A 17364-nucleotide genomic window follows, 5' to 3' on the forward strand; every position below is an offset into this window, starting at 1 on the left:
TTCGTCTCCCGTTCGGTCGAACACGTTCTGTGACCTTGCTCTCAGGCCCCGATCTCGTGGTGGACCACGATGGCCGGGACGCGTCTGCCGCCGTGAACATGGCAGCGGGCGGGACGAGGGTGTGGGTCCTCGTCCCGCCCCGCACGACAGTGACGACCAGGGGGACCTCCGTGACCATCCGACAGCTCGCCGACACCGTCGGACCGCACACCGGGGTCCCCGTGACGGTCCACGCGGTCGACCCGATCTCGCGGGCCGGAGCGGCGAGCCAGCTCCGTCGGTGCCCCGGGCTGTTCGTCACCGAGGACCCGGACCCGGAGGCCGCCACCGACGGCACCGCCCGGCCCGCCGTGGGCGCCGCGCTGCCCGCGGTCGCCGCCGTCGTGGTGCTGGTGGCCGAGACGGTCGACGCGACGGTGAGCACCGCGCTGCGCCGCCTGGGACGCGAGGACGGCCGATCGGTGGTGCTGGTGGTCGACCGGATCCGCGAGGCCGAGCTGCTGGAGGCGGTCGAGGGCGGGGTGGCGGCCATCCTGTGGCGCCGGGAGGCGACCGCCGAACGGCTCGGGCAGGCCGTGCTGGCGGCCGCGCGCGGCCACGGCGACCTGCCGGCCGACCTGCTCGGCCGGCTGATCAAGCAGCTGGGGCGGTCGCGACGCGGCTCCCGCGGGGTGCCCGGGTTCACCCCGTCGGGCATCTCGGACCGCGAGAGCGACATCCTGCGGCTGGTCGCCGACGGATGGGACACCGGGGAGATCGCGGGGGAGCTCTCGTACTCGGAGCGGACCGTGAAGAACGTCCTGCACGGCCTGACCACCCGCCTCAACCTGCGCAACCGGGCCCACGCCGTGGCCCACGCGCTGCGCGAGGGCTACATCTAGGTCCGATGCGCCGCCGCCCGGGCCGGCGCGGGCCCTCAGTGGCAGGTGGCCCCGGAGGTCTTCCAGCTGGCGGCGTCGACCATGGTGCTGGGGGCGAAGGACTCCGCGGGCATCTCCCGGCCGTTCCTGAGCCGCTCGAAGACGGTCTGGACGGCGAGCGCGCCGACGGCCCTGCCGTTGATGAACAGGGCGGCCCGCATGCCGGTCGGTCTGCCGGAGACCCAGCTGCGGCACGCGAGGTAGGCGCCGAGGCCGACGCCGATCACGTTGTCGGGGCTGACCCCGGCCTCCTGCAGGGCGGTGACGGCGCCCAGGACGTTCTCGTCGTTGCAGCCCCAGACCACCCAGTGCCGGACGCCGGGGCGCTCGGCCGCGACCGTCGCCGCGACCTTCTGCTGCGCGCCGGCCACCGTGTTGTCCGTGCCGAGGTCGAGCGTGGCCACCTGGCCCGCCTGCAGGAAGGCCTCGGCCGCACCGTCGACCCGCTCCCGGCAGACGCTCACGTCGTGCCGCCAGACCGAGACCACCCGGGTGTCGGCCGCCTTCCACCCGGCCTTGCGGTACTCCTGGGCCGCCCGCCGGCCGACCTCGAAGCCCGTCTGCGCGCCGCTGAAGCCCACCCGGGGTACCAGCCGCTGGTGGGCGCACACGGTGGGGTCGGCCAGGTTGGTGCAGATCTGGTCGTCGGAGGTCAGCAGCGCGACCCCGGCGTCCCGGGTGATCTTCGCGACCTGCGGGCCCACCGCCGGGTCCGGCACCACGACGATCACACCGTGGGCCCCGCCGTCGACGGCGGAGCGGACCTCCCGGACGGTCCGGTCGGCGTCCGTGCCGACATCGACCACCTTCAGCTCGACGCCGAGTTCGGCGGCCCTGGCCCTGGCCCCGTCCGCCTCGTCGAGGAAGTACTGCTGGTCCCCCTGCTTCTGCAGGTAGACGAGCGAGATCGGGCCCTTGACCCGGGCCGTCCCGTCCGAGGACTTCTGCTGCCCGGGAGAGCAGGCGGGGAGGCAGAGCACGGTGAGAGCGGCGATGACGGCGACTCTCGTACGGTGCGCCGTTGCACGGAACATGAGGCCCTCTGGCGAGTGTCACGGATCGAGGGCCGCCGGTCCGCGAGCGGTCGGTTGCGCTGATCCTGGGGGGCAGGCGTGGGCCGGTGGCCGGACCACGTCTCGGAGCAGGGGGCAGCGCGCCGGTCGGACGGCGCCGAGCCACCACTGTTGGTTGTAGCGGGTGTTGCGGGTCCATCGCCGGAACGACTCGCCGTGGCGGGCGTACTGGCCCCGACCTGCGCCGGTACTGGCGAACTCCCCTTCGAATCGAGGCACTTGACATCGCACCCGCCGGCGCTCGCCCCGGGCCCGGCGTGCCGGTCGGCGGGCCGGGCCACCGACCGGCAGAGTGGACCCGTGCGCATCCTGCTGATCTCGGACACCCACGTCCCGTCCCGCGCCCGCCGGCTGCCGGACGCCCTGCTGACGGCCGTCGACGAGGCGGACGTCGTCGTGCACGCCGGTGACTGGGTCGACGAGGCCACCCTCGACCTGCTGGAGTCCCGGGCCCGGCGGCTGGTCGCCGTGTACGGCAACAACGACGGCCCGGCCCTGCGCGAACGGCTGCCCGAGGTGGCCCGGGCCGACCTCGACGGCCTGCGGCTCGCCGTCGTCCACGAGACCGGCCCGGCGCAGGGCCGCGAGCGGCGCTGCGACGACCGGTTTCCCGACGTGGACGTGCTGGTGTTCGGGCACAGCCACATCCCCTGGGACACCGTGAGCCCTGCGGGCCTGCGCCTGCTGAACCCGGGATCACCCACCGACCGCCGGCGCCAACCCGCCTGCACCTTCCTGACGGCGGCGATCACCGGAGGGCGCCTGGCCGAGGTCCGCCTGCACGAGCTGCCCCCGCACACCCGACCGGGCGACCGGAGCCGCCCCGACGCTTGAGCGCGGCCCCGGCGGGTACGTGCCGATCATGAGCACCTCTTCCCGCGAGAACCACGCCCGCCAGACCGCCGCGGGGGAGGAGCCGGGCCGCGACCGCCGCACCGCCGACACCACCGGAGTCGAGCCCCTCACCCTCGGCGTCGAGGAGGAGTACCTGCTGCTCGATCCGGACTCCGGCCTGCCGCTGCCCAGGGTCGAGGAGGTCCGGGCCGCGGCCGACCTGCATCCCGCGCTGGAGAGCGCCGAGGTGCAGCCGGAGCTGCTCCAGTCCCAGGTGGAGATCGCCACCCCGGTCTGCCGGGACCTCTCCGAGGTGGGCGGCCACCTGCTGCGCCTGCGGCACTCCCTCGCGTCCGCCGCCGAGTCCTCCGGCTGCCACCTGGCGGCCTGCGGCACCGCCCCGTACGCGGACACCACCCCTCCGGCGATCACCGACGCACCGCGCTACCGCTCCATCCGCCAGGACTTCTCCCGGCTCGCCGACGAGAACCTGATCAACGGCATGCACGTCCACGTCGGGATCCCCGACCGGCAGACCGGTGTCGCCGTCCTCAACCGCCTGCGGCCGTGGCTGCCGCTGCTCGTCGGGCTGGCCGCGAACTCCCCGCTCTGGTACGGCACCGACACCGGCTTCTCCAGCTGGCGCACGGTCGTCTTCAACCGCTGGCCGATCAGTGGCGTGCCGCCGCGGTTCGCCGACGCGGACGACTACGACCGGCGGATCACCGAGCTCCAGGACGCCCGGATGATCCGGGACCGCGGGCAGCTCTACTGGCAGGCCCGCCTGTCCGAGCGCTACCCGACGCTGGAGGTCCGGGCGATGGACGTGCAGTTGCGCGCCGACGAGGCCGTGATGCTCGCCGGGCTGGTCCGGGCGCTGGCCACCACCGTGATGCTGGAGGAGCGGGACGGGCACCCGGCGCCCGAGCGGACACCGGAGAGTCTGGCCGGGGCCGGCTGGCATGCCGCCCGGTACGGCATGACCGAGGCGCTGCACGACCCGGCGACCGGGCGGCTGCGGCGGGTCGGGGACGTGGTCAGCGATCTCGTCGAGTACCTGACCCCGGCGCTGGCGCTCGCGGGGGACGAGCGGCAGGTGACCTCCCTGCTCCACCGGCTGCTGCAGGAGGGGAACGGCGCCGACCGGCAGCGCCGCGCGCTGGAGAAGCACGGGCGCCGCGGGCTGGTCGACATGATCGCCGAGGAGAGCGCCGCCTCCTGACCCGCCGCGGTGGGAGAGGTTGCCGCGGCGGCGGATCTCCGTCGCGCCCGGAGCGGGCGTCAGCTCGCCGCGGACGGCCGGATGTTCTGGTTGAGCCGGAACAGGTTGGTCGGGTCGTACTCGTCCTTGACCCGCACCAGCCGGTCGTGGACGGCCTCCGGGTACGCGGCACGCACCTTGTCCTCGGCCGCGTCACCGGTGAAGTTGACGTACGTCGAGCCGTTGCCGTGCCGCGCGATGTCCTCCCGGGCCGCCCGGGCCCACGCGGCGTGCCTGTCGAAGCCGGCCGCCTCCGGGGAGCGCGCGATCACGTTGCACATGACGCCCGCGTCCCGCTGGCTGAAGGCGGTCGCGTCCGCCGGGATCCGGGCGAAGGCGCCGCCCAGCTGGTGCAGGTGCACCTCGCTGAAGGGCGTCGGCGTCGCCAGGTGAGCGTCCAGCACCGACTCGATCGCCGCGTCGGTCGGCTCGATGAAGGCCGAGGTGAAGTAGTTGTGGGCGCCGCGCGTCCACAGCGGATCCAGCAGCGCCTGCATGCCGAGGTACGGCATCGGGCCCAGGACGTCGGCGATCGGGGTGCCGAGCGAGCGCAGCGGCCGGACGGCCGCCTCCCCGGCCTCGGCGGGGCCGGCGTACATCGCCACGATCACCACGACCCGGGTGCCGTGCACCTCCTCGGGCAGGAACGGCAGCGGGGGCGCCGTGGTGAGGTTGACCAGCGTGGTCAGCTCGTCGGGCATCCCGCCGCAGGCCTCGCGCCACCGGGTGATCACCTCTCGGGCCTCGTCGAGCGGGTAGACGACCAGCCCGGCGAGCACCTGCGGCCCCACCGGGTGCAGCTCGAACTCGAACGAGGTGACGACCCCGAAGTTGCCGCCGCCGCCGCGCAGTGCCCAGAACAGGTCGGCGTTCTCCTCGGCACTGGCGTGCACCAGCCGGCCGTCCGCGGTGACGACGTCGGCGGCCACCAGGTTGTCGCTCGCCAGACCGTCCCGGCGGACCAGCCAGCCGAACCCGCCGCCGAGGGTGAAGCCGGCGATCCCGGTCGAGGTGACCAGGCCGCCGGTCACCGCGAGGCCGAAGGCCTGGGTCTCGTGGTCGAGCTCCCCCCAGGTCAGCCCGGGCTGGGCGACCACCCGGCGGCGGTCGGGGTCGACCCGCACACCCTTCATCGCGGACAGGTCGATGACGATCCCGCCGTCGCAGGTCGAGAAGCCGGCGATGCTGTGGCCGCCGCCGCGCACCGCGACGAGCAGGTCCTGGCTGCGGGCGAACTCGACCGCCCGGATCACGTCGGCCGTCCCGGCGCAGCGCACCACCAGGGCCGGCCGCCGGTCGTGGGCGGCGTTCCAGACCGCCCTGGCCTCGTCGTACGCGGGGTCGTCGGGGCGTACCAGGGTGCCGCGCAGCGCGGCCTCCAGCTCGCCGATGGTGGCGTCCCCGAGGACTCCCTCTGCCGTGTCGATGGACATCGTCGGCCTCCTTGCTCCGGGTTGCGGCTCCGGGTCTCGCTTCGATACCGGGAACGTTAGGAGGCGCCGCTTTGCAGCGGGTTAGCGGCGGCTTTGCACCACCGTGCGCCGCAGGTGGGCCAGGCCCCGGGCATCACCCAGCCGGGTGAAGAACGCCAGTGCGCGGGCGTCGGCCGCGTCGGCGGCGGCCCGGTCGCCCTCCTGCCGGGCGAGCTCGGAGAGCATGACCGCGACCCAGCCGACGGCGCACACCGACCCGGGCACGCCGTCGAGCTCCAGCGCCCGGACGAACAGTGCCCTGGCCCCGGGGAGGTCGCCGGCGGCGCGGGCCACCAGACCGAGGTGGAGCAGGCTGTTGGTGAGACCCGGAATGTCGTCGGTCTCCTCGAACCCGGCCCGGGCCCGCCCGATCGCCGACCGGGCGCCGTCGAGGTCGCCGACGGCCATGGCCAGCAGGCCGAGGCTGCCGAGCGTGATCCCGACCTCCCGGCGGTCGCCGAGCCGGCGCCTGATCAGGAGGCTCCGGTCCAGGTGGGCCCGCGCCTCGTCGTACGCCCGCCGGACGCGGCACAGGTTGCCGAGGGTGTTGAGGGCGAGCGCCTCGCCCCGGGCGTCACCGAGGGTGCGGAAGCAGTCGACGCTCTGCTCGGCCGCCGCGCGGGCCTCCTTGGCGGCGCCGTCCAGCCGGGCCGCCCGGGCGAGGTTGGCCAGCGCGTAGCCACGGGCCTGTGCGGCGCCCACCAGCCGTCCGACCAGCACGGTCTCCTCGAAGGACACGGCGACGCCGGCCTCGGTGTCCTCCTCGACCGCGTACCCGGGGGTCATCACCGGGAAGAACGGCCGGGCGCCGCCGTCGACCTCGGTGAGCAGGCGCAGGCCGGCGGCGAAGAACCCCCGGGCCGCCCGGCCGTCACCGCGGCAGACCGCGGCGACGCCCCGCTGGTGGGCGGCGGCCGAGAGCAGTGTCGGCGCGCCGTCGGCGAGGTCGCAGGCCCGGTCGAGGGCGGCCGCGGCCCGGTCCCAGCTGCCGTGCATCCACTCCAGCAGCGCCTGCTGGTAGTGCGCGGTCGCCTGCGCGGGCCGGTCTGCCCGGGCCTCGTGGATCGCGACGATCTCGGCGCCGATCCCGGGCAGCCCGGAGGAGTCGCCGAGCCGGATCGCGAGGACGCCCTGCCCGACGAGCGCCCGGGCCCGCAAGGGCGTCGGCTCGGGCGCGGCCGCGAGCGCGTCGTCTAGCCGGCGCCGCCCCTCGGCGAGGTAGCCGCGCTCGGCCCAGAACAGCCGCAGGGCGACGGCCAGCCGGAGCGCGTCCCGGGGCTCGCCGTCGAGTGCCGAGCGCAGGGCGGCACGGAGGTTGTCGTGGTCGGCCTCGAGCCGCAGCGAGGTGGCGGCGACCCCCCGGCGGTCCGGGTCCTCGTGATCCGGGTCCGGCGCGTCCGGGTCCTCGTGCTCCGGGTCCGGCGAGTCCGGGTCGTACGACTCGGCGAGCGCGAGGTAGAAGCCGCGGTGCCGACGCTCCGTCGCGGCGGTCTCCCCGCTCTCGCGCAGCCGCTCCCGGGCGTACTGCCGGATCGTCTCCAGCAGGCGGTAGCGCACCTCGTCGTCGTGGCGTTCGACCAGCACCAACGATTTGTCGACCAGTCGACCGAGCAGGTCCAGGACGCCCGCGGGGCCGGTGCCGTCGGTGCACACCTGCTCGACGGCCGCCAGCGCGAAGCTGCCGGTGAACACCGCCAGCCGCCGGAAGAGCACCCGCTCCTCGGGGGAGAGCAGCTGATGGCTCCACTGCAGGGTCGCCAGCAGGGTCTGATGACGGGTCACCGCGTGCCGGCTGCCCTGCCCGAGCAGGGTGAGCGCGTCGTCCAGCCGCTCGGCGATCTGCCGGGGCGCCAGCATCCGGACCCGGGCGGCCGCCAGTTCCAGGGCCAGCGGGATCCCGTCCAGGCGGAAGCAGATCTGGGCGACGTCCGCCGCGTTGTCCTGGTCCAGCCGGAAGCCCGGGACGACCTCCGCGGCCCGCTCCGCGAACAGCCGCACGGAGGCGAACCGGCCGAGCTCGGCCGGCGGCGGCAGCCGGCGGACGTCCGGCAGCGCGAGCGAGGGTACCCGCCAGGTGCGCTCGCCGTAGGCCTGCAGCGGCTCACGGCTGGTCGCCAGCACGACCACCCCCGGACAGCGGGCCAGGAGCTCGGCGACCAGCGCCGCGCAGGACTCGATCAGGTGCTCGCAGTTGTCGAGCAGCAGCAGCAGTTCCCGTCCGGCGAGCTGACCGACCAGCGCCGCCCGGCTCCCGGTGCCGGAGGACAGCTGGAGGCCGAGGGCGGTGGCGACCGCCTCCGGGACGAACCCCGGGTCGGTGAGCGCGGCGAGGTCCACGAACCAGACGCCGTCGCGGACGGCCTCGACGCGGCGGTCCGCGACCGTGAGCGCGAGTCGGGTCTTGCCGCAGCCACCGGGGCCGGTCAGGGTCAACAGGCGGCTGCGCGCCAGCAGTTCGCCGACCTCGCCGACCTCGCGCCGGCGGCCGATGAAGCTGGTCGTCTGCGCCGGGAGGTTGTGGCGGTGGACGGCGCCGTCGTCGGGAGGGTCCTCGACCGATCCCGCCAGCAGGTCGCGGTAGAGCTCGCGGGTCTGCGGGTCCGGGTCGGAGCCCGAGGAGTCGCGCAGCCCGTCGCGCAGCCGCTCGTAGACCGCCAGCGCCTCCGGCCGCCGCCCGGTCGCGGCGAGGGTCCGCATCAGCGCGCGGTGGCCCGGCTCGGTCAGCCCGGCGCCCGCGGCCTCCAGCACCTCGACCGCCTCGGCGGCGCGGCCCTCCCGCTCCAGCGCCTCGGCGAGGGCCAGGCGCAGCGCGCTGCGCCTGGCGGTGACGGCGTCGCGGGCCTCCTGTGTCCACGGTTCGAAGGTGTCCTCGGGCAGCAGCTCGCGCTCCGCGAGCGCGAGCGCCGCGCGCCGCTCGGCGGACCCGCCGTCCGCGGCCCGTCGCAGCGCCTGCGCCAACTCGTCGAGGTCGGTCCGGACACCGCCGTCCGGGCCGAGCAGCAGCACGTCGTCGCGGATCAGGACCACGTCCCCGGGCGCCCCCGCGGTGGCCAGTGCCCGGCGTACCGCGTGCAGCGCCTGGTGGAGGTTGTTGGCCGCGGCGGCCGGATCGAGGTCGGGCCACAGCAGGTCGTAGACGCTGTCCCGGTGCATGCGGTGGCCCGGTGCCAGGGCCAGCAGTTTCAGGACGCTCCTGGCCTTGCGCAGCCGCCAGGCCCCGGCCGCGACGTGCCGGCCACCGACCGTGACGTCGAAGCCACCGAGCAGACAGATGTGCACTTCGTCGGCCATTTCGGCCCTTACGGCAGGCTACCGGGCGGGCGGGTCCATTTTACCGGCAGGCCCCGCCCGCCGCCGGGCGGCAGGCCAACTCTCCGCCCGTCAGCCGGATTTCGACGTCGACCCGGACGTGCTCCATGGGGACGACGGGCGGCTGTTGGACGAGCAGACCGGGACGCCGCCGCTCCACGGGCGGGGCGCGCGCTCGCCGGCTACAGCCGGACGACCACGAGAGCCGTGTCGTCGGTGCTTCCGGGGCCACCGGCGGCCAGGTCGGCGAGCAGCGCGTCGGCGATCTGCTCGGGGCCCAGGGCGCGGTGCCGCACCGCGCCGGCGGTGAGCCGGGCGAGCCCCACGTCGATGTCCTCGCCGCGCCGTTCGACGAGCCCGTCCGTGTAGAGGATCAGGGTGGCGCCGGGCCGGTAGGACGTGACGGCCTGGGACCGTGCGGAGGCGTCGTCCCAGGCGCCGAGCGGCGGGTCGGTCGCGGCGTCCAGCAGCCGGACCGTGCCGTCGGCCTCGACCAGGACCGGCGGCGGGTGGCCGGCGCAGCTGTAGGCGATCGTCCGCTCGGTGCGGTCGATGACGGTCTGGACGGCGGTGGTGGCGAGCGCGCCCTCGACGGTGAGGGCGAACAGGGCCAGGGTCTCGAGCGCCTCGGCGGGCCGGCCGGTGGCGCGGATGGCCGCGTTGAGGGCGCTGTTCAGCCGGCCCATGATTCCGGCGGCCTCGAGACCGTGGCCCACCACGTCGCCGACCGCGACGGCGACGTGGCGTTCGTCGAGGTCGAGCAGGTCGTACCAGTCCCCGCACACGTTCATCGAGCTGGTCGCGGGCAGGTACCGGACGGCGGCGAAGTCGCGGTGCACGGCCTGGACGGAGGGCAGCAGGGAGCGCTGCAGGGTGACGGCGACCTCGCGTTCGCGGGCGTGCGCGTCCCGGAGCTGCTCGTTGACCTCCTGCAGCTCCTGACCGCGGGCCAGCACGTCGGCGGCCATCTGCTCCTCCAGGGTCAGCGACCGCCGACGGTCCTCCTGGCCGAGGTCGCCCCTCAGCTGCCGGACCAGCGCGGTGACCTCCTCCACCCGGTGCAGGATCACCTGCACCCGGCCGTCGGGGTCCAGGACGGGCGTGTTGACGGCGCTCCAGTAGCGTTCCTCGAACGTCCCGGGACGGTCGGTCGACTCGACGTCGTACTTCTGCAGGGCCATGCTGTCGCGCCGGCCGGTCCGCAGCACCCGGGCGAGGGAGGCGCGCAGCGCGGCGACGCCGGTGGCGTTCGGGTCGCCCGGGTTGTCGGGGAAGACCTCGAAGACGTGGCGGCCGACCAGTTCGGCGAGGGTGCGACCGGAGACCTTGAGGTAGGCGTCGTTGGCGTCGGCCATGATCAGGTCCCGGGTGAGGACCAGCATCGGACTCGGCGTGGCGCGAAAGGCCGCCGCATAGTCGACATCAAGCCCGGTCACGTGGCTCCCAGGAAGTGATCCCCTTCGGTGCTGCCAATCTACTGAAGAACGGACGGGTCTTCCTGACGGGCGCGGTTCTCGGCGGTCGGCGGCCGGACCGGGGCGCGGAGGGGCTCTCCAGGCGGGTGATCGCGAGAGCGCGCTGCTCGGCGAGCGCGGCGACCCGCAGGGCCCGGGGCCTTCCGCCGGAAGCGGACGGACCTCGGCCATCAGGTGGTCCGGGCGGGCGGGTGACGGCGGCGTCCACCGGTGCGCCCTGTCGGCGAAGTGATGGAACACCAGCCGCCGGGACACCCAGCCCGCTCGGCGACCCGTCGGGCCGGGAAGTGGGAGATGCCCTCGTCCAGCAGGGGGAGCATCGCATCGGATGCCGCGCCACCGCCACCGCCGCCGGCAGCCGCTCAGTGCGGGTGCCGGCGCCGACCCGTCCCATCCGAGGCGTCGGTGTCGTGCGGCAGTGCCTGCTCCGACCAGATGGTCTTCCCCCGGTGCTCGAACCTGGTGCCCCACCGCTCGCCGAGCTGCCCGACCAGGAACAGCCCCCGGCCGCCCTCGTCGGTGGGGCGCGAGCGCCGCAGGTGCGGGGCGGTGCTGCTGGTGTCGGACACCTCGCAGATCAGGCTCCGGTCCAGGATCATGCGCAGCCGGATCGGCGGACTGCCGTACCGGAGCGCGTTGGTGACCAGCTCGCTGACGATCAGCTCGGTCGAGAACGCCAGCTCCGTCAGGCCCCACACCCCGAGCTGGTGATCCGCGAGCCGGCGCGCGGTACCCACGACCCGGGGTTCGTCGGGGAGGGTCCAGATCGCGACGTGGTCCGCACCCAGCTCGCGGGTCCGGGCCAGCAGCAGGCTGGCATCGTGGGCGGTGCGGCCGACCAGCAGCGCGTAGACGGCGTCGTCGCACAACTGCCGCAGGCTGCGGTCGGGGTGCGCCATCACCCGTCCGAGGATCTCGGCGGGCCCGGTGCCGGCGCTCCTGCCGCCGGCGGCGAGGCCGACCGTGTGCAGTGCCAGCAGGCTGCCCACCGGCAGCTCGACCGTCACCGGCTCGTAGCCGCCCTCGCCGGTGCCCAGTGCGGGCCCGTCCGGGAGGTCGAAGGCCACTGCCTCGCCGTTCGGAGCCACGACCACCGGCGCCGGGTGGTCGGCCCCGGCCAGCGTGCAGATCCGGGTGGCCGGGTCGTACACGGCGTAGAGGCAGGAGGCCAGCGCCCGCAGGCCCGGCGCCTGCCCGCCGTCGGGCTCCTGCTGCTCGGTGTTGAGGGTCCGGGCGGTCTCGTCGAGGCTGCTGAGCAACTCGTCCGGCGGCAGGTCGCGGATGGCGAGGGTGCGCAGCGCCGTCCGCAACTGCCCCATGGTGGCGGTGGCCTCGATACCGTGCCCGGTGACGTCCCCGACGGTCAGCGCGACCCGGGCGCCCGACAGCGGGATCACGTCGTACCAGTGGCCGCCGCCACCGGAGGTGCCCGGCAGGTTCAGGTGCGCCGTCTCCACGGCCGTCAGCGGCGGCGGGTCCTTCGGCAGGAGGTGCCGCTGCAGTGCCGACGCCAGGGTGCGCTCGCGGGTGTAGCTGAGCGCGTTGTCGATGGTGAGCGAGGTCCGGGTGGCCAGCTCGCGCGCCACCTGGAGATCGTCCTCCTCGAACGGATCGGCCCGCTCGTAACGGTAGAGCGCCACCACGCCCAGCACCGACCCGTGCACGTGCAGCGGCGCGACGATCATCGAGTGCACCCCGATGTCGGTGATGCGCCTCGCCCGGTCGGGGTCGGACGGGAGCCACGGTTCGTCCGGCGAGAGGCGGCGCAGCAGCCGGGGCGCGGCGTCGGTCAGGCTCTGGGTGAACGGGGTGGGGAAGGCGAACGTGGTCAGGCTGTCCGGCTCGATCGGACCGTCGCCGCCGCCGATCGACCGGAAGGCCGTCCGGCGCAGCGGCACGTCCGCCGCGACCGGGCCGGGCGCCAGCGGCTCGCCGCGCAGCGCCTCGTCGAGCAGGTCCACCGTCACCGCGTCCGCGAAGAGCGGCACCGCCGTCTCGGCGAGTTCCCCGGCGGTGCGGCGGGCGTCCAGCGACGTACCGATGGACCGGTGCGCCAGGGCCAGCACCGCCAGCCGCTGCATCGCGGCCTGCCCCTGGGTGACGTCCTGCGCGGACGCCACGCCCAGCACGGAGCCGTCCGAGCCCTGCAGCCGGAACATCGACACGGACAGCACGATCTGCTGCGCCGGTTCGGCCGGGGACATGCCGCTCACCAGGTGCTCACGGATCGGCGTGCCGGTCTTCAGCACCTCCGCGGCCAGCGCCTCCAGCTCGACGGTGTCGAAGCCCGGCGCGAACTCGCCCAGCCGGTGCCCCACGACGCTGCTCATCTCCACGCCCTTGATCCCACGACCCGCCGTGTTGTAGCGGACGATCCGCAGGTCGGGGTCGAAGACGAACAGGCCCATCGGCGCCTGGCTGAACAGGGCGTCGAGAATGTCCGCGGCCTGGTCCTCCCGTCCTGCTCCCGACACCGGACGCACCTCCTGGCGGCAGCTAATGCCTCGTACACCACGATGGCAGAGCAGCCGCCCGAGGCAACTCCGGTGGCCTGGTCGCCCGGCCGAACGCGCTGGGTCGTCGACCGCGGGACGGGCGGAGACGGCTCGTCGGTGCCGCTGTCGCCGAGGCGGTGACGTTCGGCCGTACCGGGCGGCGCACCCCCCCCGGGCCGGGGTGCCCGGCCCCGGCAGCGGGCGTAGCGTCACTGCTATGGGCGTTGATCGGACCGAGCCGGGGGCTGCGCCGTCGCGCCCACGGCCGGAGGCGCTGCGGCCCGCGGGAGCAACCCGTGCCGACCGCCGGTGACGCGGCCTGGTGGGACGAGCGGCTCGACGAGGCGCTGACAGCCGTCGTGGACGAGTGCGGCGCCTCCTCGGGCGGCGTCTACCTGCTCCCCGCCGACGAGGACGTCCTGCACCTGGCGGCCGTCCGCGGCCTGCCCGCCGAGTTCATCGCACCATGGACCAGAACCGCCCTCGCCGCCCCGGCCCCCACCAGTGACGCCCTGCGCGAGCACCGGCTGGTCTGGTCCGGCAGCCAGCAGGACTTCGCCCGGCTGTACCCGCGCATCGCCGTCACCATGCCGTACCACTTCGCGCTGGCGGCCGCCCCGATCCGCACCGGCGAACGCCGCTGGGGCGCACTGCTGCTGCTGTGGCCCGGTGCCCGCCCGCCGCACCTCACCCCCGCCGAGCGCGACCGCATCACGGCCGGCAGCGACCGCCTCGCCGGCCTGCTCACCCGCGCCGAGGCGCTCGGCCTGCCCGTCACCCCGCCCGCCCGGCCGCGTGTCCTGCCCCTGCAGCTGGACGAGGCCAAACTGCCCGCGACGGCCGCGACCGCCTTCGCCGAACGCCTCCCGGGCGGCAGCTGCGGACTCGACCTGAACGGACGGATCACCTTCCTCACCCGGACCGCGTGCGACCTGCTGGGCGTCGAGCGCGAGGAACTGCTCGGCGCGATCCCCTGGCAGGCCCTGCCCTGGCTGGACGACCCCGTCTACGAGGACCGCTACCGCGCGGCGATCATCAGCCGCCAACCGGTCGCGTTCACCGCGCTGCGCCCCCCGGACCACTGGCTGGACTTCCGGCTCTACACCGGGGACGACGGGATCAGCGTCCGGATCACCCCGGCCAACAGCGGCCCCGACGCCTCCGCCGCCCCGACCCGGCCCCGCCCGGCCCCCGTCTCCCGGGCCGGCCAGCTCTACCAGATCATGCACCTGGCGGCCGCCCTCACCGAGGCCGTCACGGCGGACGACGTGATCGCCCTGGTGGCCGAGCAGATCATGCCGGCCTTCGACGCCCAGGGACTCGCCATGATGAGCGCCGAGGACGGGCGCCTCCAGGTCACCGGCTACCGGGGCTACACCGCCGAGCAGATGGACCGCTTCAACAGCATTCCCCTGGACGAACGCGTCGCCCCCATGATGCGGGCGATCACCGCCGGCGCGCCCGGCTTCTTCGGCGCCCCCGGCGAACTCGCCCACGCCTACCCGGAGGTCCCTCAGGTCACCGGCAAGAAGGCCTGGGCCGTCCTGCCGCTGATCACCTCCGGCCGCCCGGTCGGCTGCTGCCTGCTCTCGTACGACGAACCGCACCGCTTCGCGGCCGACGAACGCACCGTCCTGACCTCGCTGGCCGGCCTGATCGCGCAGGCACTGGACCGCGCCCACCTCTACGACACCAAGAGCCGGCTCGCCCACGGCCTCCAACAGGCCCTGCTGCCCCACGCCCTGCCCGCGGTCGCCGGACTGCGGATCGCCTCCCGCTACCTGCCCGCCACCCGCGGCATGGACATCGGCGGCGACTTCTACGACCTGATCCGGCTCGGCCCGACCGACGCGGCCGCCGTGATCGGCGACGTCCAGGGCCACAACGTGCCGGCCGCGGCCCTGATGGGACAGGTCCGCACCGCCGTCCACGCCACCGCGGGCGCCGCACCCGACCAGGTCCTCGTCCGCGCCAACCGGCTGCTCTGCGACCTCGACCCGGACCTCTTCACGACCTGCCTGTACGCACACCTGGACCTCGCCGCGCACCGCGCCTACGTGGTCAGCGCCGGACACCTGCCGCCGCTGCTGCGCCCGCCCGGCGGGCCCACCCGGGTACTGGACATCCCGCCCGGTCCGCCGCTGGGCGTCGACACCGGCTCCGCCTACCAGATCACCGACGTGCCGTTCGACGCCGGCGCCCTGATGCTGCTCTACACCGACGGCCTGGTGGAGACCCCCGACACGGACCTCGACCAGGCCATGGTCGCCCTCGCGGCCCGGCTCGACCGGGCGGTCCCCGACCTGGAGACGGTGGCGACCGACCTGGTCGCCACCGCCCAGCAGGCCGGTCAGCGTGCCGACGACATCGCCACCCTGCTGCTCCTGGCGACGCCGCACTGAGCGCGCCGAGGCCGCCCTCCTACCGCTGCGTCAGGGCGCGCAGCACCTGCGCGGCTTCGGGGGAGTCGGCGACCACGGCGACCAGCGAGCCGTCGGCGAAGCGCAGGTCCACCCGCTTCGGCTGGCGCGACCGGACGATCCCCGTTCCGCCCAGCTCGGCTCGGTGGAACCGGCCCAGCAGCTCGCCGTGGTCGTGGTCCACCAGCAGCAGCCCCCGATCCGTGAAGGCCAGCAGCGCCCGGGTGTGCCGGTAGCGCCGGTGCGCCGTCGGGCCGGTGCGGACGGCGACCACGAACCGCCCGGCCAGGCTGCGCCAACCGCCGACGAACGGCCGGCCGTGGAACATCCGGCGGATGCCCTTGAACGTGGCCTCGGCGGTGTCCTCGACGACACCTTCGAGGTCGAGCAGCACCAGCGGGAAGAGCAGCACGGTCATCAGGCACCCCCGCTTCCTTACAGCCGGGGCCTTGGCCCCGGCCGGCAGCGGAGGCTTCTCGACCCGCAGGCGCTTCGGCAGCTCCCTGCGGACGAACCGGTCCAGCCCGACGTCGGCCACCCCGTGCAGGTACTCGCCCGGCTCCAGCCAGGCCAGCGGCAGCCGGGACCACTGCTCCAGCCGCTCGCGGTAGGCCTGTTCGAGCTTGGGACTGCGCTGGGCCGCCATCAGCCGAACGCCTCCTCGATGCTGGTCGTCGGCACGTGGTAGGCCGGGGCGGGCTTCTCGCCGTCGAACTCGCGGGTCACGGAGTCGACGAAGGTGTCGCTGCTCAGCGCGTCCCCGACCGGTGCGCCGGGCGTCCCGGTCAGGCCGGTGGCGGCCTGGAGGAGCGGGGTGGCGACGGCACCCTGGAAACCCTTCAGCGCCGTCGAGGTGAGGAACCGCTCCGGGGACTTGTACGGGTTGGCCCAACTGCTCGGGCTGAACGCCGACTTGCCGCCCTTGCGCATCCGGCCGACCATCTTGCGGGCGGCGTTGGCCCGCTTGATCGCCTGCCCTGCCTTCTCGGCCTCCCGCATCTGCTTGATCAGACGGCGCAGGGTCCGCAGCTTCCGGGCGAGACTGACCGAGACCTTCTCCACCTTGGCGATGAAGACCAGCATCTCGGCCTCGACCACCACGGCGTCCACGATCGTCGCCAGACCCAGCGTCAGCACGTCCGCGACGATGCCGGCCGCGATGGTGACGGCCAGCCACTCGATCGCCTCGCGGATGATCTCCACGACCAGGTCCTGGGCGAGCTTGCACTCCGCGGCCGCCTGGCTGAGCAGCTGCGCGGTCTGCGCCATGTCGTCGGCGGTGGCGTCGATCGCCTCGACGACCTGTCCCATGTGGTTGCCGAACGCCGCCGAGGCCTCGCCGTGCCACTCGGCGGCGAGCCCGTCGGCGCCGCGCCGCAGCTCGGCGGCGACCTCCCGGGTGGCCTGGGCCTGGGCCTGCCACTCCTGTGCGGCGGCGGTGAGGGCGCTGGGGTCACCGGTGACCTTCTCCAGCCAGCCCATCAGCGGCGTCTTCTCCAGCGCCCACCGGACGGCGTCGTCGATGCCCGAGTCGATCGCGCCCTGGGCCGGGTTGTGGATCTCCGGGATCGGGAGCAGCGGCTCCTTCATGAAGTCCCGGGTCCACTTGTACGCGCCCGCGACGTCGGCAGCGGTGCTCATCGGCCGCCACCCCCGCCCATCATGGTGTGGATCTCCTCGTCGGCACCGCGGTAGTTGTCCGCCGTGACCTCCAGGCCCTCGGCCGCGTGGTCCAGCACGTCGATCAGGTCGGAGAGGTTCTGCTGCTCCGACACCGCGTGGTCGTTGTAGCCCTCGTGCAGTTCGTCCGAGTCCGGGAGGTGGCCGAAGGCGCCCCCGGGTATCTGCACGCCCGCCAGGGCGGCCTGGATGCGGGCGAGTTGGTCGCGCTGCTGCTCGATGACGGCCGCGTAGCGTTGCAGCACTTCCGGCTGCACTCGGATGTCCGGCGCACTCATGTCTGCCTGACCTTCCCCCGTTGTCTGTCTGCCCGGTCGCGCACCGCAGGGCGCCGACCGGCTGCCGGCCGGGCCTGCGAGTGCGCGACGAAGCGTAATGTATGACGTTTGGCCAGGTCATATGGGGTGGACCGGTGTGCCGTGGAC

General features: G+C 74.5%; 12 protein-coding genes. 4 read left to right on the forward strand and 8 right to left on the reverse strand.

Annotated features, from left to right (window positions below; all coding sequences use genetic code 11):
• The first annotated feature begins 98 nt into the window (after positions 1 to 98).
• Entirely contained in the window at positions 99 to 881 is a 783-nt protein-coding gene (locus OG871_RS32535) for a LuxR C-terminal-related transcriptional regulator (RefSeq protein WP_371503486.1), read from the forward strand.
• 35 nt (positions 882 to 916) lie between these two features.
• Here the strand turns inward: OG871_RS32535 and OG871_RS32540 are convergent, their stop codons facing one another.
• Positions 917 to 1954 carry a substrate-binding domain-containing protein gene (locus OG871_RS32540; protein WP_371501682.1) on the reverse strand — a complete coding sequence of 346 codons (1038 nt, stop codon included), beginning with the start codon at positions 1952 to 1954 and terminating at the stop codon, positions 917 to 919.
• A 339-nt stretch (positions 1955 to 2293) separates the two neighbouring features.
• Between OG871_RS32540 and OG871_RS32545 the strand changes: the two genes are divergently transcribed.
• Positions 2294 to 2827 carry a metallophosphoesterase gene (locus OG871_RS32545; protein WP_371501683.1) on the forward strand — a complete coding sequence of 178 codons (534 nt, stop codon included), beginning with the start codon at positions 2294 to 2296 and terminating at the stop codon, positions 2825 to 2827.
• A gap of 28 nt (positions 2828 to 2855) precedes the next feature.
• A complete protein-coding gene (locus OG871_RS32550; protein WP_371501685.1) occupies positions 2856 to 4049 on the forward strand; it encodes a glutamate--cysteine ligase in 1194 nt (397 codons plus the stop codon).
• A gap of 59 nt (positions 4050 to 4108) precedes the next feature.
• Here the strand turns inward: OG871_RS32550 and OG871_RS32555 are convergent, their stop codons facing one another.
• From OG871_RS32555 to OG871_RS32570, 4 genes are all read right to left on the reverse strand, one after another.
• Positions 4109 to 5521 carry an FAD-binding oxidoreductase gene (locus OG871_RS32555; RefSeq protein WP_371501686.1) on the reverse strand — a complete coding sequence of 471 codons (1413 nt, stop codon included), beginning with the start codon at positions 5519 to 5521 and terminating at the stop codon, positions 4109 to 4111.
• A gap of 81 nt (positions 5522 to 5602) precedes the next feature.
• A complete protein-coding gene (locus tag OG871_RS32560; RefSeq protein WP_371501687.1) occupies positions 5603 to 8851 on the reverse strand; it encodes a BTAD domain-containing putative transcriptional regulator in 3249 nt (1082 codons plus the stop codon).
• A 200-nt stretch (positions 8852 to 9051) separates the two neighbouring features.
• Entirely contained in the window at positions 9052 to 10251 is a 1200-nt protein-coding gene (locus OG871_RS32565) for a PP2C family protein-serine/threonine phosphatase (RefSeq protein WP_371501688.1), read from the reverse strand.
• A 455-nt stretch (positions 10252 to 10706) separates the two neighbouring features.
• Positions 10707 to 12818: a SpoIIE family protein phosphatase gene (locus OG871_RS32570; protein ID WP_371501689.1), complete on the reverse strand. Its 2112-nt coding sequence runs from the start codon at positions 12816 to 12818 to the stop codon at positions 10707 to 10709.
• 317 nt (positions 12819 to 13135) lie between these two features.
• Between OG871_RS32570 and OG871_RS32575 the strand changes: the two genes are divergently transcribed.
• Positions 13136 to 15241: a SpoIIE family protein phosphatase gene (locus tag OG871_RS32575; RefSeq protein WP_371501690.1), complete on the forward strand. Its 2106-nt coding sequence runs from the start codon at positions 13136 to 13138 to the stop codon at positions 15239 to 15241.
• Positions 15242 to 15260: 19 nt separating this feature from the next.
• Here the strand turns inward: OG871_RS32575 and OG871_RS32580 are convergent, their stop codons facing one another.
• The 3 genes from OG871_RS32580 to OG871_RS32590 are packed head-to-tail and all read right to left on the reverse strand — an operon-like array spanning position 15261 to position 17217.
• On the reverse strand, positions 15261 to 15905 hold the full coding sequence (locus OG871_RS32580) for a hypothetical protein (RefSeq protein WP_371501691.1): 645 nt from the start codon (positions 15903 to 15905) through the stop codon (positions 15261 to 15263).
• Positions 15905 to 16900, reverse strand: coding sequence for a WXG100 family type VII secretion target (locus tag OG871_RS32585; RefSeq protein WP_371501693.1), 996 nt, complete (start codon positions 16898 to 16900; stop codon positions 15905 to 15907). Before OG871_RS32585 ends, OG871_RS32580 begins: the two co-directional genes overlap by 1 nt.
• Positions 16897 to 17217, reverse strand: coding sequence for a hypothetical protein (locus OG871_RS32590; RefSeq protein WP_371501694.1), 321 nt, complete (start codon positions 17215 to 17217; stop codon positions 16897 to 16899). The genes OG871_RS32585 and OG871_RS32590 overlap by 4 nt, the downstream gene beginning before the upstream one ends.
• Positions 17218 to 17364 lie beyond the last annotated feature (147 nt).

The sequence above is a fragment of the Kitasatospora sp. NBC_00374 genome (assembly GCF_041434935.1).
In the GTDB taxonomy this organism is placed as follows: Bacteria; Actinomycetota; Actinomycetes; order Streptomycetales; family Streptomycetaceae; genus Kitasatospora.